At 72.1% G+C, this 25427-nt stretch carries 17 protein-coding genes and 2 riboswitches; of the genes, 2 read left to right on the forward strand and 15 right to left on the reverse strand.

Features of this window, described 5'->3' with window-relative positions; translation table 11 throughout:
- Window positions 1-189 precede the first annotated feature (189 nt).
- Window positions 190-1491: a lactate racemase domain-containing protein gene (locus TA3x_RS08130; RefSeq protein ID WP_435020064.1), complete on the forward strand. Its 1302-nt coding sequence runs from the start codon at window positions 190-192 to the stop codon at window positions 1489-1491.
- Window positions 1492-1497: 6 nt separating this feature from the next.
- On the opposite strand, the gene TA3x_RS08135 is transcribed toward TA3x_RS08130, so the two are convergent.
- Window positions 1498-2562, reverse strand: a complete 1065-nt coding sequence (locus TA3x_RS08135; RefSeq protein WP_435020066.1) for a substrate-binding domain-containing protein — start codon at window positions 2560-2562, stop codon at window positions 1498-1500.
- A 492-nt stretch (window positions 2563-3054) separates the two neighbouring features.
- Here TA3x_RS08135 and TA3x_RS08140 point away from each other — a divergent pair, with 492 nt between their 5' ends.
- Window positions 3055-4140: a hypothetical protein gene (locus TA3x_RS08140; protein ID WP_435020068.1), complete on the forward strand. Its 1086-nt coding sequence runs from the start codon at window positions 3055-3057 to the stop codon at window positions 4138-4140.
- A gap of 55 nt (window positions 4141-4195) precedes the next feature.
- On the opposite strand, the gene TA3x_RS08145 is transcribed toward TA3x_RS08140, so the two are convergent.
- The 14 genes from TA3x_RS08145 to TA3x_RS08210 form a co-directional block, all read right to left on the reverse strand.
- Window positions 4196-7321 carry a redoxin domain-containing protein gene (locus tag TA3x_RS08145; RefSeq protein ID WP_435020070.1) on the reverse strand — a complete coding sequence of 1042 codons (3126 nt, stop codon included), beginning with the start codon at window positions 7319-7321 and terminating at the stop codon, window positions 4196-4198.
- Window positions 7322-7333: 12 nt separating this feature from the next.
- Window positions 7334-8404, reverse strand: coding sequence for a prenyltransferase/squalene oxidase repeat-containing protein (locus tag TA3x_RS08150; protein WP_435020071.1), 1071 nt, complete (start codon window positions 8402-8404; stop codon window positions 7334-7336).
- Window positions 8405-8409: 5 nt separating this feature from the next.
- Window positions 8410-9303, reverse strand: coding sequence for a hypothetical protein (locus tag TA3x_RS08155; protein ID WP_435020073.1), 894 nt, complete (start codon window positions 9301-9303; stop codon window positions 8410-8412).
- Window positions 9300-10442 (reverse strand): hypothetical protein, encoded by a 1143-nt coding sequence (locus TA3x_RS08160; protein ID WP_435020075.1) that lies wholly within the window; start codon window positions 10440-10442, stop codon window positions 9300-9302. The genes TA3x_RS08155 and TA3x_RS08160 overlap by 4 nt, the downstream gene beginning before the upstream one ends.
- Window positions 10443-10472: 30 nt before the next feature.
- On the reverse strand, window positions 10473-13745 hold the full coding sequence (locus TA3x_RS08165) for a hypothetical protein (RefSeq protein WP_435020077.1): 3273 nt from the start codon (window positions 13743-13745) through the stop codon (window positions 10473-10475).
- 61 nt (window positions 13746-13806) lie between these two features.
- Window positions 13807-14049: a hypothetical protein gene (locus tag TA3x_RS08170; RefSeq protein WP_435020078.1), complete on the reverse strand. Its 243-nt coding sequence runs from the start codon at window positions 14047-14049 to the stop codon at window positions 13807-13809.
- A 97-nt stretch (window positions 14050-14146) separates the two neighbouring features.
- Window positions 14147-16345 carry a hypothetical protein gene (locus TA3x_RS08175; protein ID WP_435022317.1) on the reverse strand — a complete coding sequence of 733 codons (2199 nt, stop codon included), beginning with the start codon at window positions 16343-16345 and terminating at the stop codon, window positions 14147-14149.
- Between the two features lie 2 nt (window positions 16346-16347).
- Window positions 16348-18333, reverse strand: coding sequence for a BatA domain-containing protein (locus TA3x_RS08180; RefSeq protein WP_435020080.1), 1986 nt, complete (start codon window positions 18331-18333; stop codon window positions 16348-16350).
- Complete coding sequence (locus tag TA3x_RS08185) at window positions 18330-19244, reverse strand: DUF58 domain-containing protein (RefSeq protein WP_435020082.1); 915 nt, start codon at window positions 19242-19244, stop codon at window positions 18330-18332. The genes TA3x_RS08180 and TA3x_RS08185 overlap by 4 nt, the downstream gene beginning before the upstream one ends.
- A 635-nt stretch (window positions 19245-19879) precedes the next feature.
- Window positions 19880-20203 (reverse strand): hypothetical protein, encoded by a 324-nt coding sequence (locus tag TA3x_RS08190; protein ID WP_435020084.1) that lies wholly within the window; start codon window positions 20201-20203, stop codon window positions 19880-19882.
- Between the two features lie 34 nt (window positions 20204-20237).
- Complete coding sequence (locus TA3x_RS08195) at window positions 20238-21248, reverse strand: AAA family ATPase (protein WP_435020086.1); 1011 nt, start codon at window positions 21246-21248, stop codon at window positions 20238-20240.
- Window positions 21249-21368: 120 nt separating this feature from the next.
- Window positions 21369-22208 carry a DUF4465 domain-containing protein gene (locus TA3x_RS08200; RefSeq protein ID WP_435020088.1) on the reverse strand — a complete coding sequence of 280 codons (840 nt, stop codon included), beginning with the start codon at window positions 22206-22208 and terminating at the stop codon, window positions 21369-21371.
- A gap of 338 nt (window positions 22209-22546) precedes the next feature.
- A riboswitch (cobalamin riboswitch) is annotated at window positions 22547-22748 on the reverse strand.
- Window positions 22749-22813: 65 nt separating this feature from the next.
- Window positions 22814-23842, reverse strand: a complete 1029-nt coding sequence (locus TA3x_RS08205; protein WP_435020090.1) for a PEP-CTERM sorting domain-containing protein — start codon at window positions 23840-23842, stop codon at window positions 22814-22816.
- 58 nt (window positions 23843-23900) lie between these two features.
- Window positions 23901-24836, reverse strand: coding sequence for a DUF4465 domain-containing protein (locus TA3x_RS08210; protein ID WP_435020092.1), 936 nt, complete (start codon window positions 24834-24836; stop codon window positions 23901-23903).
- Between the two features lie 355 nt (window positions 24837-25191).
- Window positions 25192-25389: riboswitch (cobalamin riboswitch) on the reverse strand.
- Between the last annotated feature and the right edge of the window lie 38 nt (window positions 25390-25427).

A 25427-nucleotide genomic window follows, 5' to 3' on the forward strand; every position in this document is an offset into this window, starting at 1 on the left:
CGCCCCATCGCCCCGCCTTGCCGGTGCGTCGAAGTCGCCCGGTCGGGGCAGGGGGCGGCCCGGGCCTCCGGGATCGAGAGCGACACGCATCGTCGCCCCATCGATTGACGCCCCGGCCGCCCGCCCTTTACCATCGGGGCGCGGTGCGGCCGGTCGGGCGTTCAGCGGCGATGGAAGGGACGGAGTCGGATGGATCTTCCCCTGGTGGCTCGGGTGCGGCAAAACTTCCCCCGACCCCGCGTGGACGACGTCCCGGCGACGGTCCGGGGCCTGATCGAAGCCAGCCGCCTTCGCGATCGCGTCAAGCCCGGGGGGCGGGTGGCCATCGCCGTCGGCAGCCGCGGGATCGCGGAGATCGCGACCATCGCCCGCGCCGCCGTCGATGCGGTCGCCGCTCTCGGGTTCCGCCCGTTCCTGGTCGCCGCGATGGGCAGCCACGGCGGCGCCACCGCCGAGGGCCAGCGCGAGATCCTGGCGGGCTACGGCATCACCCCCGAGGCGATGGGGGTCGAGGTCCGCACCGACATGGACACGGTGGTCGTGGGGACCAGCCCGATCGGCGTGCCGATCCCCTTCGACCGCAACGCCTTCGAGGCCGACGGCATCGTCGCGATCAACCGCGTGAAGCCGCACACCGACTTCACCGGCCGGTACGAGTCGGGCCTGGTCAAGATGCTCGCCGTGGGGCTGGGCAAGCGGGAAGGGGCCTACGGGCTCCACACGCTGGGCGTCCGCGGCCTGCGCGACATGCTCCCGCGGGTCGCCGCCACGATCATCGAGAAGACCCCCTTCGCTCTCGGCCTGGCGATCCTGGAGAACGCCTCCGACGAGCCCGCCGAGATCGTCGCCGTCGAGCCCGAGGCGCTGCTGGAGGCCGAGCCCGCCCTCCTGGACCGGGCCCGGTCGATGATGGGCCGGCTCCCGTTCCACCAGATCGACGTGCTGGTCATCGGCGAGCTGGGCAAGAATTACTCGGGGGCGGGCATCGACCCCAACGTCACCGGGCGGCTCCTGGTCGAGACCATGCCCGACCTGCCCACGCCGGTCGTCACCCGGTTGGCGGTCCTGGACGCGTCGGAGGAGACCCACGGCAACCTCGTCGGGATCGGCTTCGCCGACCTCACGACGGAACGCCTGGTGGCCCGGCTCGACCCCGAATCGTTCCGGATCAACACCCTCACCTCGCGCTGCCTGGAGCGGTCGCGGATCCCGATCACCCTGCCCACCGACCGCGACGTGGCCCGCGAGGCGGTCTCCACCTGCTGGCAGGACCGGCCCGAACGGGCCCGCGTCGTCATCATCCCCAACACCCGCGAATTGACGACCCTCTGGGTCTCGCAGCCCTTCGCCGACGAGGTCGCGGCCCACCCCGGGCTGACGCCGGAGACCGACTTCGGCCCGTGGCCGTTCCGCGAGGACGGGACGCTCGACCAGGAAGCGATGTTCCCGGACAGCCTCCGCGCCCGCCGCGGGACGCCGGCCCATCGATGACCCGGCTCACGGCGACGGCACGGGGCGGGCGTCCGGGCCCGGCACGGGCCGGCCCGCGGCCTCGCCGCCGCCGTACAGCCCCCGGTTGAACGGGGTGGCGACGACGACCACCCGGCCGCCCGCGTCGCCCCCGGCCCGGCCCACGGCGACCCGCACCGCCTCGCGGGCCAGGACGTCGAGCCGCCCCTCCACGAACCCGGAGATGTCCCGGAGCGTGTGGGGGTTGGTCTGCCCCCGGAACCCCATGTAGCCGGCGACCAGGATCGGTTTCGGGGTCGTCGCCTCGGCGCGGTATCGGTCGGCGGCGGCCAGCGATTCGTCCCCCTCGGCCAGCACGATCGCCGTTTCGGGGTGCGTTTCCATCCAGGCGGCCAGCACCTTCAGCGCCTCGGTCCGCCCCTCGCCCACCCCGGCGATCTCGTAGCCGAGCGGTTCGAGGTGGGTCAGCCCCGCCTTGGCGGCCGCATCCTGCAACGCCTTGACCCGATCGGCGGCGAACCGATCCCCCTTGCGGTCGAACAGGAGGGCGGCGGGCGGGTCGGCCGGGAGGCCCCGCCGGCCGGCGTCCTCGACCACGGCCCGGACCAGCTTCGCCGCGGACTCCGCGAACGGCTCGGGCACCACCGCCGTGCCCGGCAGGGGCGGGTCCGCCTCGGCCGCCGCCCCCAGCGTGACCACGGCGATCCCCCGGCCCTCGGCCTCGGCCAGCGCCTTCGGCACGCCCGGGTCGGCGGCGGGCACGACGACCAGCATCGAGGCCCCCTCGGCGACCGCGCGGCGGATCGCCTCGACCTGCGCCGAGGGCGGGGAGCCGGGCGGGGGCCCGGTGGGGCGGAAGATCACCCTGTGGGCCGCGGCCTCGGACTCGGCCTGGGGGATCCAGGTCAGGAACTCGGCCTCGGCATCGGCGGTCGACGGCAGGATCAGGTAGAGCGAACGGGCCTGGGCCGATCCCACCGTGTTCGGGGCCACGATCAGCTCGGGCCGGGGCGCGGACGGGTCCGGGCCGCATCCCGACACCAGGGCCATCCCGCCCACCAGCACCGCCAGGCACGCCAACGGACAACGCATCGTCACCGACCTCCGATCCGAGGGGTCCGGGCGAAGCCGGGGCGGCTCGCCGGGCTCCCCCCATCCTAGCCTCCCGCCCCCGATCCCTCCACCGCCGGGCCCGGTTTGAGGCCGGCAGGGTGTGCCTCCTGATTTTGGCCTCCGGTTCGGCGGACCTGGGTGGCCGTGGTTGGCTTGCCAACCACGGCGCCGGTGACACGATCCTGGGTGGATCGCCATCGGGCACCGGGCCGAGGATCATCGACGCCGGCCAGCGATCGCCGGGCGGGCTCGCCGGCGCCGTGGTTGGCAAGCCAACCACAGCCACCCGGGAAAGCCCAGGCGATCGCCAAAATCAAAGGGGGACACCAAGCACGGATCGATCGATTTCGGGATTCCGGCGCGAGCCGGGCAAAAACTGTGATAAGCGGCGTCCGAAAATTTGAATATATCGGGTGCAGGCCCCCGCTCGCGCCGGGCCCGGGATCGTCCCCCATCGCAGAGCCCACACCGATGACGTGCAGCCCCGCCCGACTGGCCGCGAACCGGGCCAACGCCCTGAAAAGCACCGGGCCGACCAGCCCCGAAGGCCGGCGGATCTCCTCCCGCAACGCCCTCAAGCACGGGCTGGCCGGCGCCGGCGACGTGCTGCCCGAAGGGGACGAGGCCGAGGTCGACGCCGTGGCCGCCCAGCTCGTCGCCGAGATGAAGCCTTCGGGCCTGATGGGCCGGATCCTCCTGAAGCGGATCGCCGTCTTCTCCCACCGCCTCGACAAGTGCGGCCGGCACGACGCGGCCATGACCGCCCGGCGGGTCCGCGACGCCCAGAAGCAGCGCGACGCGGCCCGCCGCGCCGAGGTCAACGAACTCGGCGTCATCCTGGACATCGACCCCGATCGGGCGGTCACCCGCATGCTGGAGACGCCCGAGGGGATCGACGGGCTGACCGAGGCCTGGCTGGTGCTGCGCGGCAAGCTGGCCCAGCCCGGCAAGCTCGCCTGGAACGAGCACGACGACCGACAACTCGACCGCCTCCTCGGCCGGCACCCCGGCATGCACCCGCCGACCCAGTTCGACCCGATCCTGCGGGCCCTGCGGGGCGAATTCTCCGGCCTGACCGCCGACCAGGGGGCCGGGCTGTCTCGCAACGCCCGCATGCGGTGGGCCCGCGAGCAGCTGGCCGCGCTGATCGATGCCGAGGTCGAGGCCCTGCGCGAGCTTCGCCCCCTGATCGACGACGAAAACGAGGCCGCCGACCGCGCCGAGGCGGGCGACCGCGCCCTTTTCGACCCGTCCAAGGAGGCGCAGCTGGCGCGTCGGTACGAGGCCGCCGCCGAGCGCGGGCTGTTCCGGGCCCTGCGCGAGTTCCACGAGGTCGAGGCGCGAAACGAACCCAACGCCGCCCCGCCGGCCCCGGCCCCGGCCCCCAAGGCGAAGTCCGCCCCGGTCACGCGACCCGTGCCGATCCGCCGCCGACCCGCGACCGCTCCCCCGCCGGCGCCCCGGCCCGCGTCGTTCGGCCCGCCCGCCCCGCCGACGCCGCGCGAAACGAACCCATCCCCCGGCCCCCGGACGCTCGCGGACGGGGGGCCGGGATGAGCCGTCCGACGCCCCCGCCCGGCCGGATCGAGATGCCATCCGGCCCCACGCGGGGTCAGGGCTGGGGGGCCGCCGTCACGGCGTTCAGGGCGTCGCGGAGCCGGTCCTCGAACTTGGGGCCGCCGCCGACGAACAGCCGGACGAGCTTGCCGTCGCGGTCGACGATCACGGTCTGGGGGATGGCGTCGGCCGCGTACTTGCCGGCCACGATCCCGTCGCGGTCCAGCGCCACGGTCGGGGAGAGTTTGATGCGTTCCAGCAGGGCCGTGATCTTGGCCGGTGGCTCCTGGAGGTTCACGGCGACCAGCTTGACCCCCTTGGCCTCGAACTCATGGGCCACCTTGTCGATCTGGGGCATGGCCTGGAGGCAGGGGCCGCACCAGGTGGCCCAGAAGTCGAGGATGACGACCTGCCCCCTGGCGTCGGCCAGGTGGAAATCCCCGCCGCCCAGGAGCTTGAGGGTGAAGTCCGGGGCCGGCTGGCCGACCAGCGGGGACTCGGTGCCGTCGTTGCCCAGGGGGGCGGCGTCGGCTTGGGCCGATCGGGGCTCGGGGGCGTCCTGGAGCTTCCATTGCTGGTACGCCAGCTGGGTGGCCTCCTTCTCGACGGCCCCGCCGATCAGGAGCTGGTCGAGGTCCTGGACCTTCACCTCGCACGGGCCCAGCACGTCGCTGCGGCCGATCACGGCGTCGTCGGCCACCCGCTCGGCCACGAAGGTCAGGCGGATGCCGTCGGCCCGAACCGCCTGGACCCGGGTCGGCGGCGCGGCGGCGGGGGGCTCGGTGGCCTTCTTCGACGGGTCGGTCTCGTCGGCGTGGAACCAGATGATCCGCGACACCCGGTCGCGGGGCACCTCGCGCTCCTCCTGCCGGACCTCGACCCGGATCGTCTCGTCGTCCATGGCGACGATCCGGCCCCGGAGGACGTCGCCGGTCTTGGAACGGATCAGGTGGGTCGGCGGGCTCCCCTTCTGCATCCGGGGCAGGGTCAGCAGCCGTTCGCGGCGGACCTTGCCGATCTGCATCACCGGGCCGACCTCGGCGGCCAGCTCCACCGCCTTGACCCGGTCGTTGGGCACGAAGGTGGCCTTGGCATACTCGGTCTTGAAGGTGACCCCGTCCTCGTCGATCCGCGCGACCTCGCACGGGATGATGTCGCCGGTCCGGAGGTACAGCGAGCGGCGGGCCGCCATCGAGCCCCCCCGGGTCGCCGATTGCGGGAGCTGGATCACGTCGCGCGGGACCGCCCGGACCGGGGCGGCCTGGCCCATGATGAACCCCTGGACCGCGACCGGGGCAGGGGCCGGGGCCGGGGCCGGGGCGATGACCCGGGTCTTGCCCCCGGCGCCCGCCACCGCCTTGCGCGGCTCGTCGGCCGCTTTCGGGGCCGGGGCCTCGGGCCGGGCCGGGGCCGGGGGTTCGGCCCGGACCTCGACGGCCGCGATCGCGATCGCCTTCGGCGGCTGGGCGGCCTGGGCCGGGATGGGGTTGCCGAACGCGACCCAGGGCGCGAGGCCTCGGGTCGACACGCCGACCCGGGCCGGGGCCGGCGGGGGGGGCGTGCCGTTGTACAGGATCCGCCCCGAGGCCCCGGGGCGGATCGGGCTGGGCGACCCGGCGCCGATGGGCTGCCAGGCGAGCACGCCCGCCTCGGGCGGGCCGCCGGACCCCACCAGCCGGCCGCGGAGCCGGACCCCCTCCATGTCCAGGGTGCCGACCCGGGCGTCCTTCGGGGCCTCGGCCCGGTCGTGCCGCCGGGTCTCGATCACCTGCATCGCTTCCAGGGGGAGCCGGAGGGGTTCGGCGAAGCCGGGGGCGGCCAGCAGGAGGTTGGGTCCGTCGATGCCCAGCCAGTCGCCGCCCAGCCGGGTGCCGTCCTTGTGGATGGCCAGGACGGTCCAGGAGGACTCGGCGGCGGGGACGCCCAGCCGGATGTCGGCCACGCGATCCTCGGGGATCCTCGTCTCGCCCGAATCGTCGCGGGCCACGAACTCGCGGGACCCGGCGTCGAACCGCTCGATCGCCCGGCGGGACGAAGTGCCGTCGGCCAGCTCGACCCGGGTGGCGGCGTCGATGACGGGGGCCGGGGTCTCGCCGTCCCATTGGCCGATCCGGAGCTTCTCCAGCCGGAGGCCGCCCCGGAGGCTGGTCAGCCGGAGGCCGCCCAGCCCGGCGCCGGGGGTGCCCCCGAGGGTGAGCTCGGCCCGGGGCCGGCCGTCCTCGGCGACGACCACGAACCGGCCGGCCGGCTGGTCCACGAGCCCGCGCAGGTGGGCGCGGCCGGCCCCCTCGGGCACGGGCTGGATGGCGACCAGGTCGGCCGCCTGCTCGGTCTCGCGGAGGAGGACGAGGCGGCCGTCCCAGACCTCGAAGCGGAAGGCGCGGGCGGCCGAGGCCGCGTCGTCGGCGGCGAAGGCCACGACGAAGTCGGGCGTCCCGGACCAGGACAGCTCGATGTCGAAGCTGAAGCGGGCGGGCAGGCCGAGGTCCCCCTGGAGGGTCGCCCCGTCGGCGGTCGCGACCGGGTGGCCCGCCTCGTCGCGCCAGGCCGGCGGCGTCGGTGGGCCCGCCGGGGCGGGGGGCTCGAACGGCCGGGCCGGCGCGGCGGCCCGGAACAGGCCCTGGATCACGTTCACCCCGACCACGGCCCGCTGGGCCGGTTCGGGGCGGTTGGTCCGGACGGGGGGGATCTCGCGCCAGCCGGCCAGCCCCCGCGGGCCGTCGTAGATCAGGCCGGATCCGCCGCCCCAGCGGAAGATCCGGGCCAGCCGCGACCGCTCCACGCGGACCTTGCCGATCCGCCCCGCGTCCAGCTCGGCGGCCTTGTCGTCCAGCGCGACCAGCGAGCCGTAGAGGACATCCCCCCCGGTCAGTTCGAACCCGAACGCGCCGGCGGCCGGGCGGAGGCCCGTCGGCGGGGCCGGGAACCGGATCGCCTGGGCCTCGGCGACGGGGAACTCCAGGGGCTCCGCGAAGGCCGCGGACTGCCAGCGGATCACGCCGGGCCGGTCGGAGGGGGCCAGGCCGCCCGCCGCGAACCCGCCATCGGTGAGGTACAGGGTCGGGGCCTCGGCCGGGGCCGGAGTCGGGGCCTTCGGAGGCTCCTCGGCCCGGGCCGGCGACGGGGCGAGGGCGGCCAGGAGCAGCCAGGCGGGGGCGAGTCGGGCGGGGTGCTGGTTCATGGGGGCCACGGCCTACCGTTCGTAGATGGGCAGGAAGCGGTAATTCAGCGCCAGGGACAGCAGCGACAGCGAGGTGGCGATGGTCGGGCCGAACTGGCCCTTGAAGCTCCCGTCGGGCAGCTGCGACTCCTTGAGCTGGCGGACCGTCAGCTTGTTCCACCGGCCCCAGGCGTCCAGGTCCCCCTGGAACAGGGCCTGGGCCTCGTAATACCGGGTGTATTCCAGGTAGTTGTGGTTGGGCTGGTCGATCCGCTGGCGGAGGTATTCGAGGGTCGCCTTGAACTCGGGCAGGTCCTTGCGGCGGGCCACGGCGTAGGCGAGCGTGGCGATCGAGCTGCGGGCCACCGACTCGCCGAACCCGCCCAGGCCGCCGGTGTAGGCGACCTCCCCGGCGCCGGAGGTCATCGACTTGAAGTAGGCGACCGCCTTGTCGATCGCCTCGTCGGGCACCTCGATGCCGGCGTTGCGGGCGGCGAGCAGGCCGACCAGCACCGCCCCGCTGACCGAGGTGTCGGCGTCCATCCCGCTGGGGGAGTAGCGCCAGGCCCCGGTCGGGTTCCGCTTCTGCGAGGTGATCGCCGACCGGACGGCCAGCTCCAGCGCCTGGCCGATCGACCGGGGCCCCTTGCCGTCGGGCCAGAGGTCGCGCTCGTCCACCGCCCCGTACGCCTCGGCCAGCGCCAGCATGGCGAAGCCGTGGTGGTACATGCTCCCGCCGAAGAAGCCGGTGGAGCCGTCCTGGGCGGAGATCAGGCTCCGCAGGGCCTTGCGGATGTGGTTGCTGTAGAGGCCGAAGTTGGGGTCCTCGCCGGAGGCCAGCAGGGCCATGATGGCCATGCCGGTGACGCCCGCCCCCTGCTCGCCGCCGCCGGCCCAGCCACCCTGCTCGGTCTGCGAATTGGCCAGGAATTGCAGGCCCCGGTCGTACATCTCGCGGACGTCGCGCGGGACGACCTCGCCGGTCTTCAGCTCGATGGCCTGGGCCCCGGCCCGGCCGGTCGCGCCCAGGGCGCAGGCCAGCGCCAGGAGGCCGGCGGCGATCCACGGGCGGGCGGCGGGTCTCGTCGGTGGATGTGGATGCATCACGGTCATCGCGCCCCTTCGCCCGAGGACGGCCCGGCGGGCGGCTCTTCGTCGAGGAAGCCCTGGGCCTTGAGGAACCGCTCCATCTGGTTGGCCTGGGCGATCTGCCGATTCAGCTCGGCCCACCGGGCGTCGTCGAACAGGGGCCGGACCTTGTCGTTCGGGATCCGGCCCAGCTTGATCAGGACGATTTGCCGGTCGTTCTGGGACCCCGCCCACTTCCGGGGGGGGGCGGTCGTCTCGATGAGCAGGTCGACCAGGCGCCGGTATTGCTCCTCGGTGAACCGGACGGTCGCGTCGACGGCCAGGAGCGACGCCTCGACCTTGGCCCGATACCGGAACGCCTCGCGGAGCCGGAGGTCGGCCCGATATTGCTCGACCTGGGCCGGGTCCAGGGTCGTGCGGATGGCCTTGGCGAAGAACGACCCGTCGCCGAACAGGCCGTTCTGGATCAGGGCGGCGAGGGGGACGGTCTCCTGATGGATCTCGCCGATCTTGTTCTGGTCCGCCTTGAACTGGTCGAAGAACCGCTTGGCCACGAGGACCCGATCCTGGAAGTGCTTGATGTCGCCCCGGCCGGCCAGCGCGAGCTTGGCCTTCTGGGCCTCGGTGAGGTGGCACGAGCGGTCGATGTCGTCGAGGCTGATCTGGAGCAGGCTGGCGAGCCGGGCGGCGTAGCGGTCCGGGCCGGTGCCGTCGACCAGCTGGTTGCTGCCGTAGACCCACATATAAAAGTTGTTTTCCGACAGGATGAAGCCGTTGTTCATCCCCGCCCCGGCCGCGGCGGGCGCGGGCTCGGGGTCGTCGAGGTCCTGCCCCCGGGCCGCCGGCGCGAGCAGGAGCATCGGGAGGAGCCAGGCCGCCCCGGCCCGTCGGGCGGCGATCGCGATCGGCTTCACTTCTGCTCCTCCTCGGCGAAGGCCGCGGCGACGTCGGGATCCTCGGCCGGGGCGTTGCCCATGCCATTCATCGCGCCCAGGTTGCGGAACGAGATCGTCCCGACGTTGATCTTCGAGGCGTCGCCCCAGACCTTCTTCTGCACGTCGGTCAGGATCGGGAGGATGCGATCATCGGGGAAATAAGGCGTGTGCGAGTCGTAGATCACCATGGCGTCGATGGGCGGGCACGGCTCGGCCTCGTAGTACGCCCGCATCGCCGCGACGAGCCGGTCGCGCTGGTCCGGGGCCAGGTAGAGGAGTCGGTCGAGGTTGGCCACCTGGGCGAGGATCACGGCGTGCTTCTCCAGCTCGTCGCGGCGGGCCATCTCCTTCCGGTAGCGGTCGTGGACCTCGGCCGGGAGCCGGGCCTTCACCTCCTCGGCCATCGCGGCCTGGATCATCTTCCGGGGATCGCTCTGCTCGATCACCCGGCGTCCATTCCGGTCCACGATGACCTGCCGCCCCACCATCATCCGGGTGGCGGCCTCCTTGGCCGCGCGGCCGCCCGCCATCGCGATCGCCCGCCTTTGCTCGGGCGTCGGCGAGGCCATCTCGGTGAGCATGCGCAGCTCGGCCTGGAGCACCGGGCGGAGCTGCTGGGTCATCTGGCGGATCATCGGCTCGCGTGCCTTGATCTGCTGGGCCTCCATCTGGGCCCGGGCGGCGGCGCGTCGCTCCTCGATCTGCTTCACCTCGGCCTTCCGCTTGGCCAGGTCGGCGGCGGCCTCCGCCGGGCCGTACCGCTGGGGGAGGAACTCCGACACGAACTTCTTGACCTCGGGCGACATCGCCGGCTTGGCGGGCTCGGCGGGCAAAGCGGGCTCGGCCGGCTTGAAGTATTTCACACGCGCCCCGGCGGGAGGCCCGGCCTCCGCCTTCTCGTCCTCCTTCTTCGCCGGGACCGCGACCTTCGCCTCGGGGGGCGCCGGCTTCGCGGCCGGGTCGTCCCCCTTCCGGACCGCCGGGACCTCGACCTGCACCTCGTCGATCACGAAGCCGTTGAGCTGGCCGTTCAGGATCACCTGGGCCGGCGCGGGGCCGGGGGCCATCGCCGCGAGGGCGAGGCCGGCGGCGACCGCGAGCATTGCGAACATCTTCATCGGAGGGACCTCATCCCGCGTCGTCATCGATCACCGGCCGGCGGGGGGCCGTTCCAGCTTGTTGAAGTACTGATCCAGGCCGGAGCGGAACTCCTCGGGCAGGGCCGGGCCGGAGTCGCCGGTGGCCTGCGAGACGCCGCGGTCCTCGCGGACCTCCTTCTGGTTGATGCCGGTGCCGATCAGGGCCAGGGCCGAGTCGGTGGTGGTCCCGCTCCCCCCGCCGCCCGGCGACGGCCCGCCGCCGCCCCCGCCCCTGGGGTTGATCCGCTTCGACTGGAGCAGCAGCTCGATGGCGTCGGTCTCGGCCGCGATGGCCGGGGCGCCGGTGTCGGGCTTGCCCAGGATGTTGGTGGCGTCGTCCATGACCAGGGTGACCTCGGCCAGCAGGCTCAGCTCGCGGCCGAACTCGGCCTCGGCATCGGGCAGCTCGCGGATCCGGTCGGCAACCTTCATCACCCGGTAGCGGAGCTTGTCCTGGTCCCGGCTCAGGCCGTTGGCCTGCTTGCTGAACTCCTCGGCGGGCAGGGCGGGGCGGGCCTGCTCGGCCACGCGGGTCTGGTCGCGGAGGTTGACCTCGGCCTCCAGGATCTGGAGGACTTCCAGGACCACCGACGGCGGCAGGCTCCCCCTGGACTTGGAGCCCGGGCAGGTGCCGCCGTTGGCCGGGTCGACCAGGTCGTCGGCCCAGCGGTCGAGCGTGTCCGACCAGTACTCGCACTGGGCCATGGACAGGCCCTGGGCCGCCTTGAGGTCGTCGCCGAGCTGGCGGAGCGAGCCGATCACGTCCTTCTGCTTCATCTCGTCCAGGACCGCCTTGAACCGGGCGTAGCGGCGGCGTTCGAAGTAGGTGGCCAGGTCATCCATGATGACCGAGACGACCTGGCTCCCCTTGGCCTCCTGCTCGGCCAGGTCGGCGAGGATCGGCATGGCCGGGCCGCCCGCGCGGGTGGCGGGCAGGCCGAACGAGTCGGGCACGCGCTCGCCGAGCTTGCCGGCCACCATCCCCTGGACGCGGGACGCCGCCTTGAGCCGCTTGACCAGGGTGCTCCCCTCCAGGCTGGCCAGCACCTTGTTCAGCTCGTCGGACACCTTCTCGAACTCGGCCAGGAGGTCGCGTTGCTGGACGATGGCCTCGTCCACCTGGGCGGCGGCCGGGGGCGCCTCGCCGGGCGGGGCGGACTTGCCCCCGTCCAGGGTCGTCTGGGCCAGCGTAAGCCGGGGCGTCTTGGGAGGCGAGCCGGGGCCCGGCGGCGTTTCCTTCTGGTCGGGCGGCTGCTGGGTCGACTCGCGGTCGACGACCGACGGCACGGCGGTGGGCGGCTTCGGTGCGCCCGGGGCGGGCTCCGTGGGCTTGCCGTCCCCGCCCGCCCGATTGGTGCCGGCGGACGGGGCGTTGTTCCCCTTGGGGCCGGCCTGGGCGACCTTGGGGGCGTCGGCCGCCTGCTTCAGGAGGTCGGCCACCGACGGCATCCGGTTGCCGGAGATGTCCTTGAGGATCGCCAGCATCTCGGCCCAGCGCTCCAGGTGGCCGACGCCGAACTCGGGGTTCCGCATCGCCTGCTTGACCAGGTCCTCGCCGTTGGTGACCAGGGCCGTCAGCCGCCGGCCATTGGCCCGCTCGGCCTGGGCCTGGGCCTCGACCTTGCGGCGGTTCTCGGGGCGGTCGAGTTCCTCGGCCGACAGGGCGCGGAGCTGCTTGTTGGCCTCGTGGAGCTGCATCTCGCGGTCGCGGACCTCCAACGACTGGCGGTGCCACTTGCTCAGCTGCTCGGTGACCCAGATCGCGTGCTGCTCGGCGCTCAGGACGAACAGGGTGTAGGGGGGCGACAGGACCCGCGGCCGGCCCGGCAGGTAGTCCTCGACGAAGGCCCGGAGGGCGATCGGTTGGGGCTCGATGCCGAACGACCGGGCCGAGAACGCCGCGGCCACCTCCAGCATCTCCCGATCCGGCCCGCCGGCCATCAGCACGCGGTCGCCGGCCGCCGGGGAAGCGAACCCCTTCTTGTCGATCCCCTCCCACACCAGGCCGACGCGGCGGACGCCGAAGTCGTCGCGGGCGTGGATCGTGAAGTTGAGCAGTTCCGTGTCCAGGACGACCTTCTGCCGGGCCAGCCCGTCCACGGCGAGCGTCGGCGCCTCGTCGTCCCGGCCGGAGAGCTTGATCGTGAACGGCTCCTTGCCGGCCAGCCCGTGGCGGTCCTCCCAGCGGATCGCGATGTCGCGCGGGGCGTCGGCCATGAAGGCGGGGGTCCGGACGGTTGCCCCGGCCGGGGCCAGCGCCTTGAGGTCGACCGAGGCGTAGGACAGCTCGCGGCCGGCGGTCGCCGTGAACCGGGCCTGGCTGCCGCGGACCAGGGTGATCGACCCGCCCCGGACGTCCTTGCGCTCGGCGGCCGGGCGTTCCAGGTAGGCGGGCAGGGTGACCTCGGCCTCGACCCCGGTCAATTCGGGGCGGAGCATCGGCCGGATCGCCACGACCCGCGAGGCGTCGCCGACGCGGACTTCCAATCGGGCGTCGGCGACCTGCGCGGGAAGGTCGAACTCATACCGGCCGCCGGCGAGCCGGGCGACCACCGGGGGCCGCCCGCCGATCCTCGTATCGGCATCGACCGGGTGCCAGGCGGAGCCGGGGGCCAGGGCCACGGCGAACCGGAACGGCTCGCCGTGGGGCACGACCAGCGACTCCGGCACCGGCTGCAGGGCCGCGAACGTGTACCGGGGGGTGTCGCGCCACGGGGCGATCAGCCGGGCCCAGGCGTTCGACGCGGCGGCCGGGCAGAGGGCGAACAGCGCGACCGTCGCCAGGGCCGGGACGAGCAGCAGGCCCGCCCACAACCGATGGCGGGAGTCCGGCGCGGCGGCCCGAAAGTCCCGCTTCCGGGCGTCCTCGGCCACCTGCGCGATGGCCGCCGCGACCAGCCGGGGGGACCGCGCCTGCTCCGAGTCGTCGCGGGCCAGCTCGATCACGCCCAGGAGCTGGTCGCCGATCCGGGGCATCTTGCGGCTGAGGAGCCGGGCGAGCTGGTCGGGCCGGCGGTTCCGCCAGACCCAACGATGCAGGGCCAGGGGGACCAGGGCCAGGGCCGCGACCGCCGCGACGAACAGGCCCAGCCGGGGCCCGGCCGGGGTGTCCCACGCCCGGTCGAGCCCGAACATCGCCAGGAACGCGAACAGCACGCCGAGGCCGGCCAGCGCCAGGGCCTCCAGGGTCTTGACCGTCCAGACCCGGCGACGGAAGTCGTCCAACTGGGTCCGGAGCGTCTCGGGGATCTGCAACCGCTCGCGCGCCTGGGCCAGGCTCATGTCCACCCCCGGGGGAAAGGGATCCGTCCGACGCCGACGCAATGGGATCGTTTGATATGAATTACAGCAGGAGCGGCACGGCGTGCCGCACGAACAGGGCCGCCATCAAGGCGGTATGGGCGATGCACAGGGAGGCCCCCGCCACGGCCAGCCGGCGCGTCCGCCCGGAGGTGCCCCGGGTCGTCGCGACGGCCCCGATGGCCACCAGCGGGGAGAACGGCAGGATCCAGAAACCGAGGACGCTCAGCACGGACAACAGCCCGGCGATTCGCGAAGGCACCGCGTTGACGGCTTCGGCGTTCATGGCGAGATCTCCCCGGCCCGAGACGAATTCCCCGGATATCGTTGGCATCGGATACGACACCTGTCAACTCGTTTCATCGTCGGAAGCCCGCGGACCATCAGATCAGCCCGATCGCCTTGCGGCCCGCCCAGAAGATCCCCAGCAGCCCGACCAGAGATCCCGCCACGGCCGGGTGGCACCAGAGCTGGACCCGCCGCACCGAGGGGGGCGGCTCCGGGAGGTCGGCCAGGGACCGGGCGATCTCGTCGGCCTGGTCGGCGCGGACGACGCGGCCTTTCGTCACGCGGGCGACTTCTTCCAGCACCTCGGGCCGGGCCGGCCGGCCGACCCGCTCGGCGGCCACGCCCTGCACGTTGAAGGTGGCCTCCAGGGTGGCCTTGGTCTGGGCGCAGCTCAGCGTGATCCGGTGCTTGCCAGGCTCGCCGGGCTCGTAGCGGCCGGTGAAGGTCCCCCACTCCTCGCCGTCGGTGCGGAACCGGACGGTCTCCGCCTTGCCGGATGGGGCGGTGATCCGCGCCGAGACGTCCCCCTGGCGGACCGGCTCGCCGCTGGGCTCCATCACGTTGGCGTGGAGCGTGAGGGACTGGTCCATGCGGGGCTGGTCGGGGACGTAGTAGAGCCGCATCGTCTCCCCCTTGGCCATGTTGCGCTGGTAGGCCATCCACCGGACCACCTGGCCCCAGAAGCGGTAGTGGTACAGGTCCTCGACCCCCTTGCGCCACCGCCAGGCGCCGTCGGTGCCCATGAACAGGACCTTGCCGGCGCCGAAGGTCCGGGTGACCAGCAAAGGCAATCGGCCCGACTCGTTGGAGGCGTCCTTGTGGACGCACAGGACCTCGCTGCCCGCCTTGGCCCGCAGCACCGGGGCGTACCACTGGAAGCCGGGAAGCCCTTCCCAGACCTGGGCGTTGTCGTCGGCGGAGTCGGCCAGCTTGGTCAGCAGGCTGCGGCGGCCGGTCTCGGTCAGCTCGAAGTGGTTGGGCGTCCGCGATCCCCAGCCCCCCGGCTGCGACGAGTCCATGACCACCGGGCAGAGGTCGCCCAGCTCGGTCTCCAGCAGCGAGAATTCCCGCCCGCCCCCGCCCGGCATGAACACCAGCCCGCTGGCCTGGTGCTCCACCAGCCCCTTGAGCTGGCGGCAGTCCTCGGCCGTGAGTTGGCCGTCCTCGACCCCCACGTCCCCCAGGAACACCACGTCGAACTTGCCCAGCTCCTCGATCCCCTTGGGGAACGCCTTGATGTAGTCCTTGTTCCCGCCCCCCGGCTTGCCCAGCCCGGGGTGGAACAGCAGGCACGACAGCTCGATGCCCGGGTCGCGCGACAGGGCGTTGCGGAGGTAGCGATACTCCCAGCGCGGGACCGACTCGACCACCAGGACCCGGAGCTTCTCCTCGCGGATCGCGATCGGCACGGTCAGGCGGTTGTTGTCCACCAGCGTCTCGTCGGGGTGCCTGGGCACGTCCACCGTCAGGGTGTAGTCTCCGGTCCCCTTCGGCTTCCAGGTGAGGTCGCCGACCGTCCGGCCCATCGGCTCGACTCGGACCTCGCGGGAGACCTCGTCGCCGTCCGAGGCCCGGAGGGTGACCGTGGTGACATACGGCCGGGGCATGGCGCTATCGATGGTGAACGGCACCCGGACCGCCTTGCCGGCCACGCCGAAGGTGGGGGCGTCCACCCCCAGCAGCTCAACGTCGGGCAGGCGGGTGGGGCTGCCCACCGGCACGGCGAAGACCGGGATGCCCCGGGTCCGCAGCCGGGTCGCGGCCAGGACCGGCGGCTGCCCCTCGTTCCAGTCGCCGTCGGAGGCCAGCACCACGCCCCGGAGGTTGGGGATCGCGTCCGGGGCCTTGCCCAGGGGGTCGCCCAGGTCGGTCCCGCGACCGGCTCCCCCGGAGGTGATCGGCTGGATGATGATCTTCATCGTCTCCGCCAGCTTCTTCCAGGCCTCCGGCCGGGCCAGCGGCGCGACCGCCTCCCGGCGGGTGGTCGGCGGTGCGGCGGCGGCCCCAGCCCTGGCCACGTCGCGCGTCTCCATGCTGCCGGATCCGTCCCAGAGGACCAGGATCGACGGCCGTTCGTCGGGGCGGAACGACTCGACCCATTCGGGCTGGTTCAGGAGCACGGCGCCCGCCGCGACCGCCGCGAACCGGATCGCCTCCAGCAGCCCGACCGATCGGCGGTAGCCGCTCCGCCGCCAGGCGACGAAGCACAGCGCCCCCGTCACCCCCAGGACCAGCACGGTGAGGGCGATCGACCACGGGGTCGCCACGAAGGTGAGCGAGCGGGTCACGTTCATGCTCACGGCCGGGCCTCCCGGGATCCTGCGATCGGTTTCTTCGGGAGGCACAGCGCCGCCTCGACGACCAGGGCCCCCATCATGGCGACCAGGAACAGCCGCCAGACCTCCTGGATCAGCGACCCGGCGTTGTCGGCGGTGTCGTCGACCCGGCTGAAGTCGAGCCCCTGGAACAGGGAGGCCACCCGGTCGGCGGCCACCACCGGCGCGGCGTCCTCGGCGATCGGCCGGTTGACCGCCAGCAGGCGATCCCCCGAGGCGTAGACCCCGGCCTGCGCGGCCAGGTCGGTGGAGATCGCCCCCTCGGCCCCGGCCAGCCGCTTCCACTGCCGGGGATCCTCGCCCGAGGGCGACCCGGCCGCCAGCAGCCGGGTATCCTCCAGGACCGCCGCCCCCTCGGCCATCGCCCTTTGGATCAGGACGTAGAGGACCACGCCGTTGCCGGCCAGGGTGGAGTCGGCCGGGGCGGCAGTCGTGGCGCAGAAGTAGGCCCCGCCCCGCGCCGTCGCGGCCCGGGCCAACAGCGGGGCGCCTCCCTTCAGGGTGGCCAGCACCGTCGTCTCCCCCTCCAGCCGGGCATAGCGCTTGATGCCCAGTTGCCCGACCGGCAAAGGGGCGCCGGCGTCGGTCTTGCTCAGCAGGTCTTGGTCGCTCCGCCAGCCGTCCACCGGCACGTCCTGGCCCCCTTCGACCCATCCGGCCCAGCGGACGCCGAGGAACTCGGCCGGCGTGGTGGTCCGGGGCGGGAGGAAGATCGCCCGGCCTCCGCGCTCGATGAACGCCCGGACGGCGGTCGCCGCCTCGCCTTCGGGCAGGGGGGCCTGCCAGATCAGGAGGGCGATCGCCTCCCACTCGACCGAGGCCAGATCGGCGGCCGACACCACCTCCGCCGAGCATTCGAGCGACGGGTCGGGCGCGATCGACGCGGCCAGGCGGAGCGGGGCGGCGGCGTCGGCATCATCGGCGACCACCACGGCCCGGCGGGGCCGGGGGCGATCGAAGGCGAACCAGAAGGCGTCGTCGGCCGGGTTGGCGTCGGCCGGGATCGACACCTTGCCCCAGCCCCGGCCTCGGCCCTTCTCCAGCACGATCCGATGATCCTTCAATTCCCCCTCCCGGCCCGACATCTCGACGCTCACCTGCGAGCGGACGCCGTCGATCTCGAACTGGACCGGCACCGGCCCGCGCCCCTCGCCGACGCCGTCGCGGACGACCCGGACCGAGACCAGCAGCTCGGCCGCGTCCCCCACGTCCTGCCGCCTGATCCCGGAGACTCGCACGGAGAGGTTGTCCGGCGCCGTCTGGGGGTAGGCCAGCAGGTGGAACCGGACCCGTTGGGCCACGTCGCGGAACGACTCCCGCACCGCCTGCCATCGGCCGCCGTCGGCGTCCCAGTCGTTGGCCCGGAGGTCGGAGCAGATCCAGACGTCGGCCTGGCCCGCCTTGTTGGCCCCCAGGTAGTCCCGCGCCGCCTGGAGCATCGCGGGCAGGTCGGCCGGCGCGTCCGACGGGCCGGCGTCCGGGGCCGAGAGCAGGGAGTCGACCGTCTCCAGCTCGCGCGGCGGACGGGCCCCGTCGATCAGGATCCAACGCGACGGGCCGAGCATCCGCAGGGTCTCGACCAGCTGACGGCGGCCGGCTTCGAGCTTGGTCGCGCCCGAGCCTTGCCCCGCCTGCTGCATGCTCGGCGAGCGGTCCAGGACCAGGATCGTCGCATCCACCCGGCCCCCGGCGGCCAGGCCCAGCCAGCCCCCGGCCAAAGGGCGGCTGATGGCGAACGCCAGGCCGGCGATCGCCGCCATCCGCATCCCCAGGATCAGCCACTGGCGGATCCGGGCATAGCCGCGAGACATCCGATTGGCCGCCAGCAGGAACATCATCGCGGCCCAGCGGACCGTCTGATAGCGCCGCTGGTTGACCAGGTGGATGATGATCGGCAGGGCCACCAGGGGCAGGCCCAGCAACAGCATCGGCTGGAGGAAGCTCACGCGCGGCCCCCCTTTGCATGCGCCCGCCCGACCAGGAATCGCATCAGCACCTGTTCGTAATCCTCGTCGATCGAGATCCGATGGTAGTCGACGGACGTTTCCAGGACCACCCGGCGGAGCCCGTCGAGATACCCGCCGAGCGCCTTGTGGTACCGCTCGGCGATCTCGCCGGGGTCGGTGAACAGGGCCGGCCCCCCCTCCATGTCGATGAACCGCGTCGGTCGGCGGAAGCCGAAGTCGAGTTCGCGGGGGTCGAGCAGGTGGAACGCGGCCACGTCGTGCTTGCGGAACCGGAGATGCTCGAAGCATCCCCGGAGCAGCTCGGGGTCGAGGAACAGGTCCGACAGGATCACGATCAACGCCCGTTGGCGGATCGTCTCGGCCAGCTCGTGGAGGACGTCGGCCAGATGCGTCTCCCCCTTGGGCTTCGCCTGCTCCAGCGCGTCGAAGATCGCCATCAGGTGCGCCGGGTTGCGGCGGGGCGGGATGTTGCGGACCACCCCATTGGCCACGCACGCCAGCCCGATCGCGTCCCCCTGCTGGAGCGCCAGCGTCCCCAGCACCCCGGCGATCCTCCGGGCATATTCGATCTTGGTCACCGCCCCGGAGCCGTAGTCCATCGACCCGCTCGTATCCACCACCAGGCAGCACCGGAGGTTGGTGTCGGCCTCGAACTCCTTGATGAAGTACCGATCCGACCGCCCATACGCCCGCCAATCCAGCCGCCGCAGGTCATCCCCCGGCACGTACTTGCGATACTCGGCGAACTCGACGCTCGACCCCCGGTGCGGGCTCGGGTGCCGCCCCGACACGTTCCCCTGCATCGGCCTCCGCGCGAACAGCGGCAACGCCGCCAGCCGCGACAGGACCATCGGATCGAGGAAGCTGCGGGACTTGCGTTCCGGGACCATGGGGCAGGCGCCGCCTTTGGTGGAGGTAATTCGTCGGTTGAGCTATGTAGGCCAGGTCTAGACCTTCAGCTTCCATGACTCCCTGTTCTTTCCTGGCGAACACCCAACGATCCGGGAGAAATGTCAATTCCGAGATCGGGCGTTTGTCTATTGAGATGAATGTTTTCACCTCAATACTTTCCAGGTTCATTGCGTCGAAACTGAACAGAATCTCTTCGATCTCCTCCCTGGCTTCTGGCAGGTCCTCATCGAGCACGATGTGAACTTCGAGCATGTCTGCATCGCTCTTGATGGCCACCACTCGAAATTGAGGAGTGATGCACCCGAGGAGCGCCTGGACCAGGTTTAGTACCCGCCGATTTTCCTCATCAGTGATCAATCTCACCAAGACTTCTCCCGGCGCACGGCCGGGTGGCAGGGGTCTCGGCGCCAGCCGATCCCGGCGTCCCACCACCGTTTGCTCTCTGCGGCCGGGTGGCTGTGGTTGGCTTGCCAACCACGGCGCCAACGAGCCGGGGCCACTGCGTTGATCCATCGATTCCTCGATCCGGGATCGGCCGGATCGGTGGCCGATCCCGCGTTCCACGCCCACCGGCCCCGTGGTTGGCTTGCCAACCACAGCCACCCGAGGCAATTCAGATTTTCTGCGTTCCCGAACCTCCGAACATGCCTTCGACGAAAGATCGGGAAGATTGATCGGGAGGCAGGCCGGGGACCTCGATCGAGAAGTCGTCGACGAGTCGTTCGCCGCAGTAGACACGCATCGTGGAACCGGGCCAGGCATAGACGACGATCCGCGATCCATCCTCCACGATCTCCAACTTGCCCGGTTGCGCGGAGACGGCCACGATGCGGAGCGACTGGCCGGGGGCGAGCGGATGAGGCATGCCCCACGGCTCGAACCAAACCTCTGCGGGCTCGGGCAACGGGTTGGATATGATCTCGACCGCCTCGAACATCAGGGGCAACCTCCCGAGGAGCATGGGGGCCGGATCAGTTCTCCTTCTCGGTCTCCTCGATCAGGCGGCGGACGATGGCCTTGGCGTCGATCCCCTCCGCCTGGGCGGCGAAGGTGGTGATGACGCGGTGGGTGAGGACCGGCGCGGCGACCTCCTGGACGTCTTCGAGCCGGACCATGTAGGAGCCCAGCAGGGCGGCGCGGGCCTTGGCCCCCAGGATGAGGTACTGGACGGCGCGGGGGCCGGCCCCCCAGGAGACCAGGGGCTTGAGCCAGGCCGGGGCCGTGGCGCCGTTGGGGCGGGTCTTGCGGACCAGCCGGGCGGCGTAGGTGTAGATGTGGTCGGGCACGGGCATCCGCCGGACCAGTTCCTGGTGGCGGATGATGTCGGCCGGCGTCATGAGGTGTTCGAGCGAGGGCAGGGGGCCGCCGGTGGTGGTGCGGGCGATCCGCACTTCCTCGGCCTCGTCGGGGTAGTCCAGCTCGATCAGGAACATGAAGCGGTCGAGCTGGGCCTCGGGCAGGGGATAGGTCCCCTCCTGCTCGACCGGGTTCTGGGTGGCCAGGACCACGAACGGGGGCTCGAGCTTGAACGTCTTGCCCACGACGGTGACGTTCTGCTCCTGCATCGCCTCCAGCATCGCGGCCTGGGTCTTCGGTGGGGCGCGGTTGATCTCGTCGGCCAACACCATGTTGGCGAACACGGGGCCGTAGATGAACTGGAAGCTGCGCCGGCCGTCCATGTCATCCTGGAGGATGTCGGTCCCGGTGATGTCCATCGGCATCAGGTCGGGGGTGAACTGGATCCGGCTGAACTTCAGCGACATCGTCTCGGCGAGCTTGCCGACCAGCAGGGTCTTGGCCAGCCCCGGCACGCCCATCAGCAGGGCATGGCCCCGGGCGAACAGGCAGATCGACAGCCGCTCGATCACCTCTTCCTGGCCGACGATCACCCGGCCCAGCTCCTGGCGGAGCCGGTCATAAACCTGCCGGAGGTGGTCGATCGCCTGGACGTCATCTTCGCCGAGCGCCTCGGGCTGCGTCATCGACCCCGCTCCCTGTTGCCGATCGGGCCGGGCCGCCCTTCCGCCCGGGCGGCCCGCCGTTGATGCCTTGCATGCTCCCAGATCATGAGCGATCGGTCATGCTGATGCCAGCGAATTGTTTCAATGACCCGCCGACTTCCTCCGGGCGGCGATCGCCACGCCCGCCAACCCCGCCGCGACCAGCGCCAGGCTCGCCGGCTCGGGGACAGACTGCGGCGTCGCCACGATGACGTTGTCGACGGCGAAGTAGGCGGGGGTGTTGAGGCCGTCCCGCCCCACGTCCGACCCATAGACGTTGAAGTGGATCTGGCTGGCCCCGGCCAGCGCCGACAGGTCCATGTACCGCCAGTCCCGGACGATGTAGTCCTGCGAGCTGTCGGAGGCCCGGTAATCGGCCAGGAAGAAGTCCACCACGTTGCTGAGGAGCTGCCCGGCCGCGTCGGTGCCGTAGGCGGTGATCTTGAAGAAGTCCGGGTCGGTCCCGGAGGCCCCGCCGAACTTCTTGGCGAATTGGTCGCCGTTCAGCATCGAGAATGCGGCATAGGTCGTGTTGGTGACGAACATGCCGGCGATCGACGTGCCGGCGGCCAGGGTGATCGTCGGCAGCTGGTTCAACTGGTCCAGCGTGGTGGGCACCGCGCTCAGGTAGCCGGTGGCCACCGCATAGTTGCCCGACCCGCCGATCCCGGTGCCGGTGATGGCCGCCGTGGGGTTTTGGAAGCCGCCCTGGGTGGGGGTGTTGATGTTCGAATAAGCGAACCCGCTGTTCCAGAACTGGTCGTAGTTGTTGCTGAAGCCGACGCCCTGGCTCTGGAAGGCGCCGTTGGTGTGGGCCGAGTTGGGGGCGAGCGCCAGCTCGTCGAAGGTGACGGTGAAGTCGGCGCGGGCGGCGGCACCGGTCAGGGCGAGGGCCAGCGTCAGGATCACGAACCGGATTGCGTGGACGGGCGGGGTCTTCATCGGAAGGGCGTTTCTCTTCGCTCAAGGATGGAGGCGCGGGGCGACCCGGCCCGGGGCATCGGGCGACGGACCATCCGTCGCGGCCCGGCCGGGGTGGGGATGGCGGGAGTCGCGGCTCAGGGCGATGGGCGCACGCCGACCGGGCGTGGCCGATGCCGGCCGCGTGGGGAGCCCCGGGCTCGCCGGGATGGGGGGAAGGAGGGGGGCGGGCGGACGGGCATGGGCGCGGGCCTTCCTGCCGGGCCGGGCATGAGGGGACGCTTCGACCCCGATCCCGTGCGTGCCCGTGCAGACGACCTGCCCGTATTGCCCGCGCGGATGCTCGTGGCCGGAGCATCGCAACGAAACCTCGACGGGCAGGTCTTCTGGCTCTCGGCTCCTCCGGCCCCGGACCGCCTTCCCGCCCGAAGGCAGTGGCTGATGTGTCCGGGGGCCTGGCCGATCACAGCGGCGGCCCCGCGCCGGATTCTCACCGGCTTCCCTATTCTCCCCCCGCATCGGCCGGGCCGGCCGGGGGGCACCCATCGAGGAAGGCGATTAGAACCGCTGGGCCGGGTCCCGATCAAGGGGAATCGCGGCGCGGGGGGGGGCGGGGGCCGGATCGGTCAGCGCGGGGCGGCCGATCGCGTGCGGACGCGGCGGGACGCGAGGCCGACGGCCGCCATCCCCGCCGAGCAGAGGAGCCACGTCCCGGGCTCGGGGACCGCGTTGATGACGCCGACCGCGCCGACGTTCAGGCCCAGGTAGTCGAACCCGGCCGAGTCGTAGGTGACCCAGTTGTCCAGGATCGGGTTGCCCAGCGAGTCGCGGGCGATGCCCTGGACGGCGGCGCCGGTCGGGTCGAACAACGGTCCGCTGCCCACCACGTCGACGAGCCGGACGTACGAGATCCGCGACAGGTCGAGCAGGCCGGCCGCCACCAGCGCGTCGTTGCCCAGCTGCGACAGGTCGAAGGGGGTCCCCCAGCCGCTCGCGTGCTTGCCCGCCAGGTTGTAGACGTTGGTCATGTCGTACCCCTGGAACGCCCCGGACACGGTCGTCGGGGCGGTATTCAGCGAGATCGAGGCGAACCGGGCGAAGTCGGTCCCGTTGCTGGACACCTCCACGTAGGCCAGCTCGGCGAGCAGGCTGTTGGCCCCGCCGAAGCCGAACCCGTTCTCGAAGACGGCGAAGTCGGCGCCGGCCCCGTCGGTGATCGGGGTGTCGAAGCCCAGGGTGATCGAGCCGGGCCGGTCGATCCCGATGAACCCATAGGTGTCCGAGGTCGAGCGGATGTCGCCGCCGAATGGGCTGAAGCTGGCCGATCCGTTGTGGAACGAATTCGGCTCGGTCCCCACCGCCGGCTGATAGTTCCGGTCGAACGGGACGTTGGTCCCGTTGGGATTGAGGACGGGGCTGTAGAGTTCGCCCAGGGAGGCGAGGCCGGTGGTGGGCGATCGGAACCCGGCGCCGACGCCGGGGGCCGGATCATACGAGACGACGCGGCTCTCGAAGGCGAGGAGCTGCGACCGGGCGATCGGGTTGTCGATCGCGCCGGGGGTCACCCCGGAGATCCCCGAATAGATCCCGGCGGACGCCGGCCCGGCGAGGCCGAGGCAGAGCAGGACGAACAGGAGGCCGATCGGACGATTCATGGCGGAGGCACCCTTCGAGGATCCGAGACTGTTGAATTCGGGAGATCGAGCACACCGGTCAGCGGGTTCGCCGGCCCCGGCGCAGGGCGAAGGTCGCCGTCCCGGCGCCGGCGAGCACCAGGGCGAGGCTCGACGGCTCGGGCACGGCCTGCGGCCCCGGCGCCAGGACGATGTCGTCCACCGCGAAGTAGGCGGGGGAGTTCAGCCCATAAGGGCCGACGTCCGACGTGGAAATGTTGAAGTGGACCCGGCTGGCGCCGGCCAGCGAGGAGAGGTCCATGTACCGCCAGTCGGTGACGACGTAGTCCTGCGCGTTGTCGGCGAACCGGAAGTCGGCCAGGAAGAAGTCGACCGAGTTGGCCAGGGCCCGCCCGGCGGCGTCGGTGCCGTAGGCGGTCAGCTTGAAGAAGTCCGGGTCGTTGCCGGTGTCCCCGCCGAACTTCTTGGCGAAGCCGTCCCCTTGCAGCATCGACAGGGCCGCATACGTCGTGTTGGTCACGTACATGCCCAGGATGGCGGCCCCCGCCGGCAGGTTCATGGTCGGCAGCGCCATCAGCTCGGCGGGGTCGGTCGGGTCGAACGGGGTGGGGTCGAAGGTCGTCGGGGTCGTGTCGGCATAGCCGGACGCCACGCCGTAGTTGTCGGCCCCCGGCCCGCGCCCGGTGCCGGTGATGGCGCTGTACTGGTTCCGAAGTCCGGGCGTGGTGGTGTCGGAGGTGTTGGAAACGGCGAACCCGCCCCAGCTGCCGTAGGTCAGGTCGTAGCGATTGCCGAACGTGGCCCCGCCGCTCTGGAAACTGCCGTCCCGCACGGGCCCATAAGGGCCGGGGATGATCGGGCCGTTCGAGGTCCCCCCGTTGTAGAACGAGTTCGGGGCCAGCGGCAGGTCGTCGAAGTTGACGGTGTAGTCGGCCAGGCCGGTCCGGCCTCCGGCCAGGCAGAGGGCGAGGGACAGGGACGCAAGGCGCAGCGCGTGGAGGGGCTTGGCCGCCATGGGCGGTGTTCCTTTCGATCCAGAAATGCAGGCGCGTGGGGGCACGGCCGGGATGCATGCCGGCGGACCATCCGCCGGCCGCCCGGGCGGCCTCAAATCAACCGTCGATCATCGATCAGGGGGACCAGGCCCCGTGGCGCGGGCGCGGCGGGACGGCCCCGGCGCGTGCCGGGGCGGCGAGGCCGGGGGCCTCGGATCGCGGGCGGTGGTCGAGATGGATCGGGGAGGGGTCGGGCATGGGCGCAGACCTTCCTGCCGGGCCGGGCATGAGGGGACGCTTCGACCCCGATCCCGTGCGTGCCCGTGCAGACGACCTGCCCGTATTGCCCGCGCGGATGCTCGTGGCCGGAGCATCGCAACGAAACCTCGACGGGCAGGTCTTCTGGCTCTCGGCTCCTCCGGCCCCGGACCGCCTTCCCGCCCGAAGGCAGTGGCTGATGTGTCCGGGGGCCTGGCCGATCACAGCGGCGGCCCCGCGCCGGATTCTCACCGGCTTCCCTATTCTCCCCCTGGCCCGAGACCGGGCGGGGGCACCTGTCGAGTCCGGAGATTAGAGCAGTTCCCCGGCCTTCCTTGCAAGGCCAACCCGGC

The organism is Tundrisphaera macrotermitis, assembly GCF_051175315.1.
Lineage (GTDB): Bacteria > Planctomycetota > Planctomycetia > Isosphaerales > Isosphaeraceae > Tundrisphaera.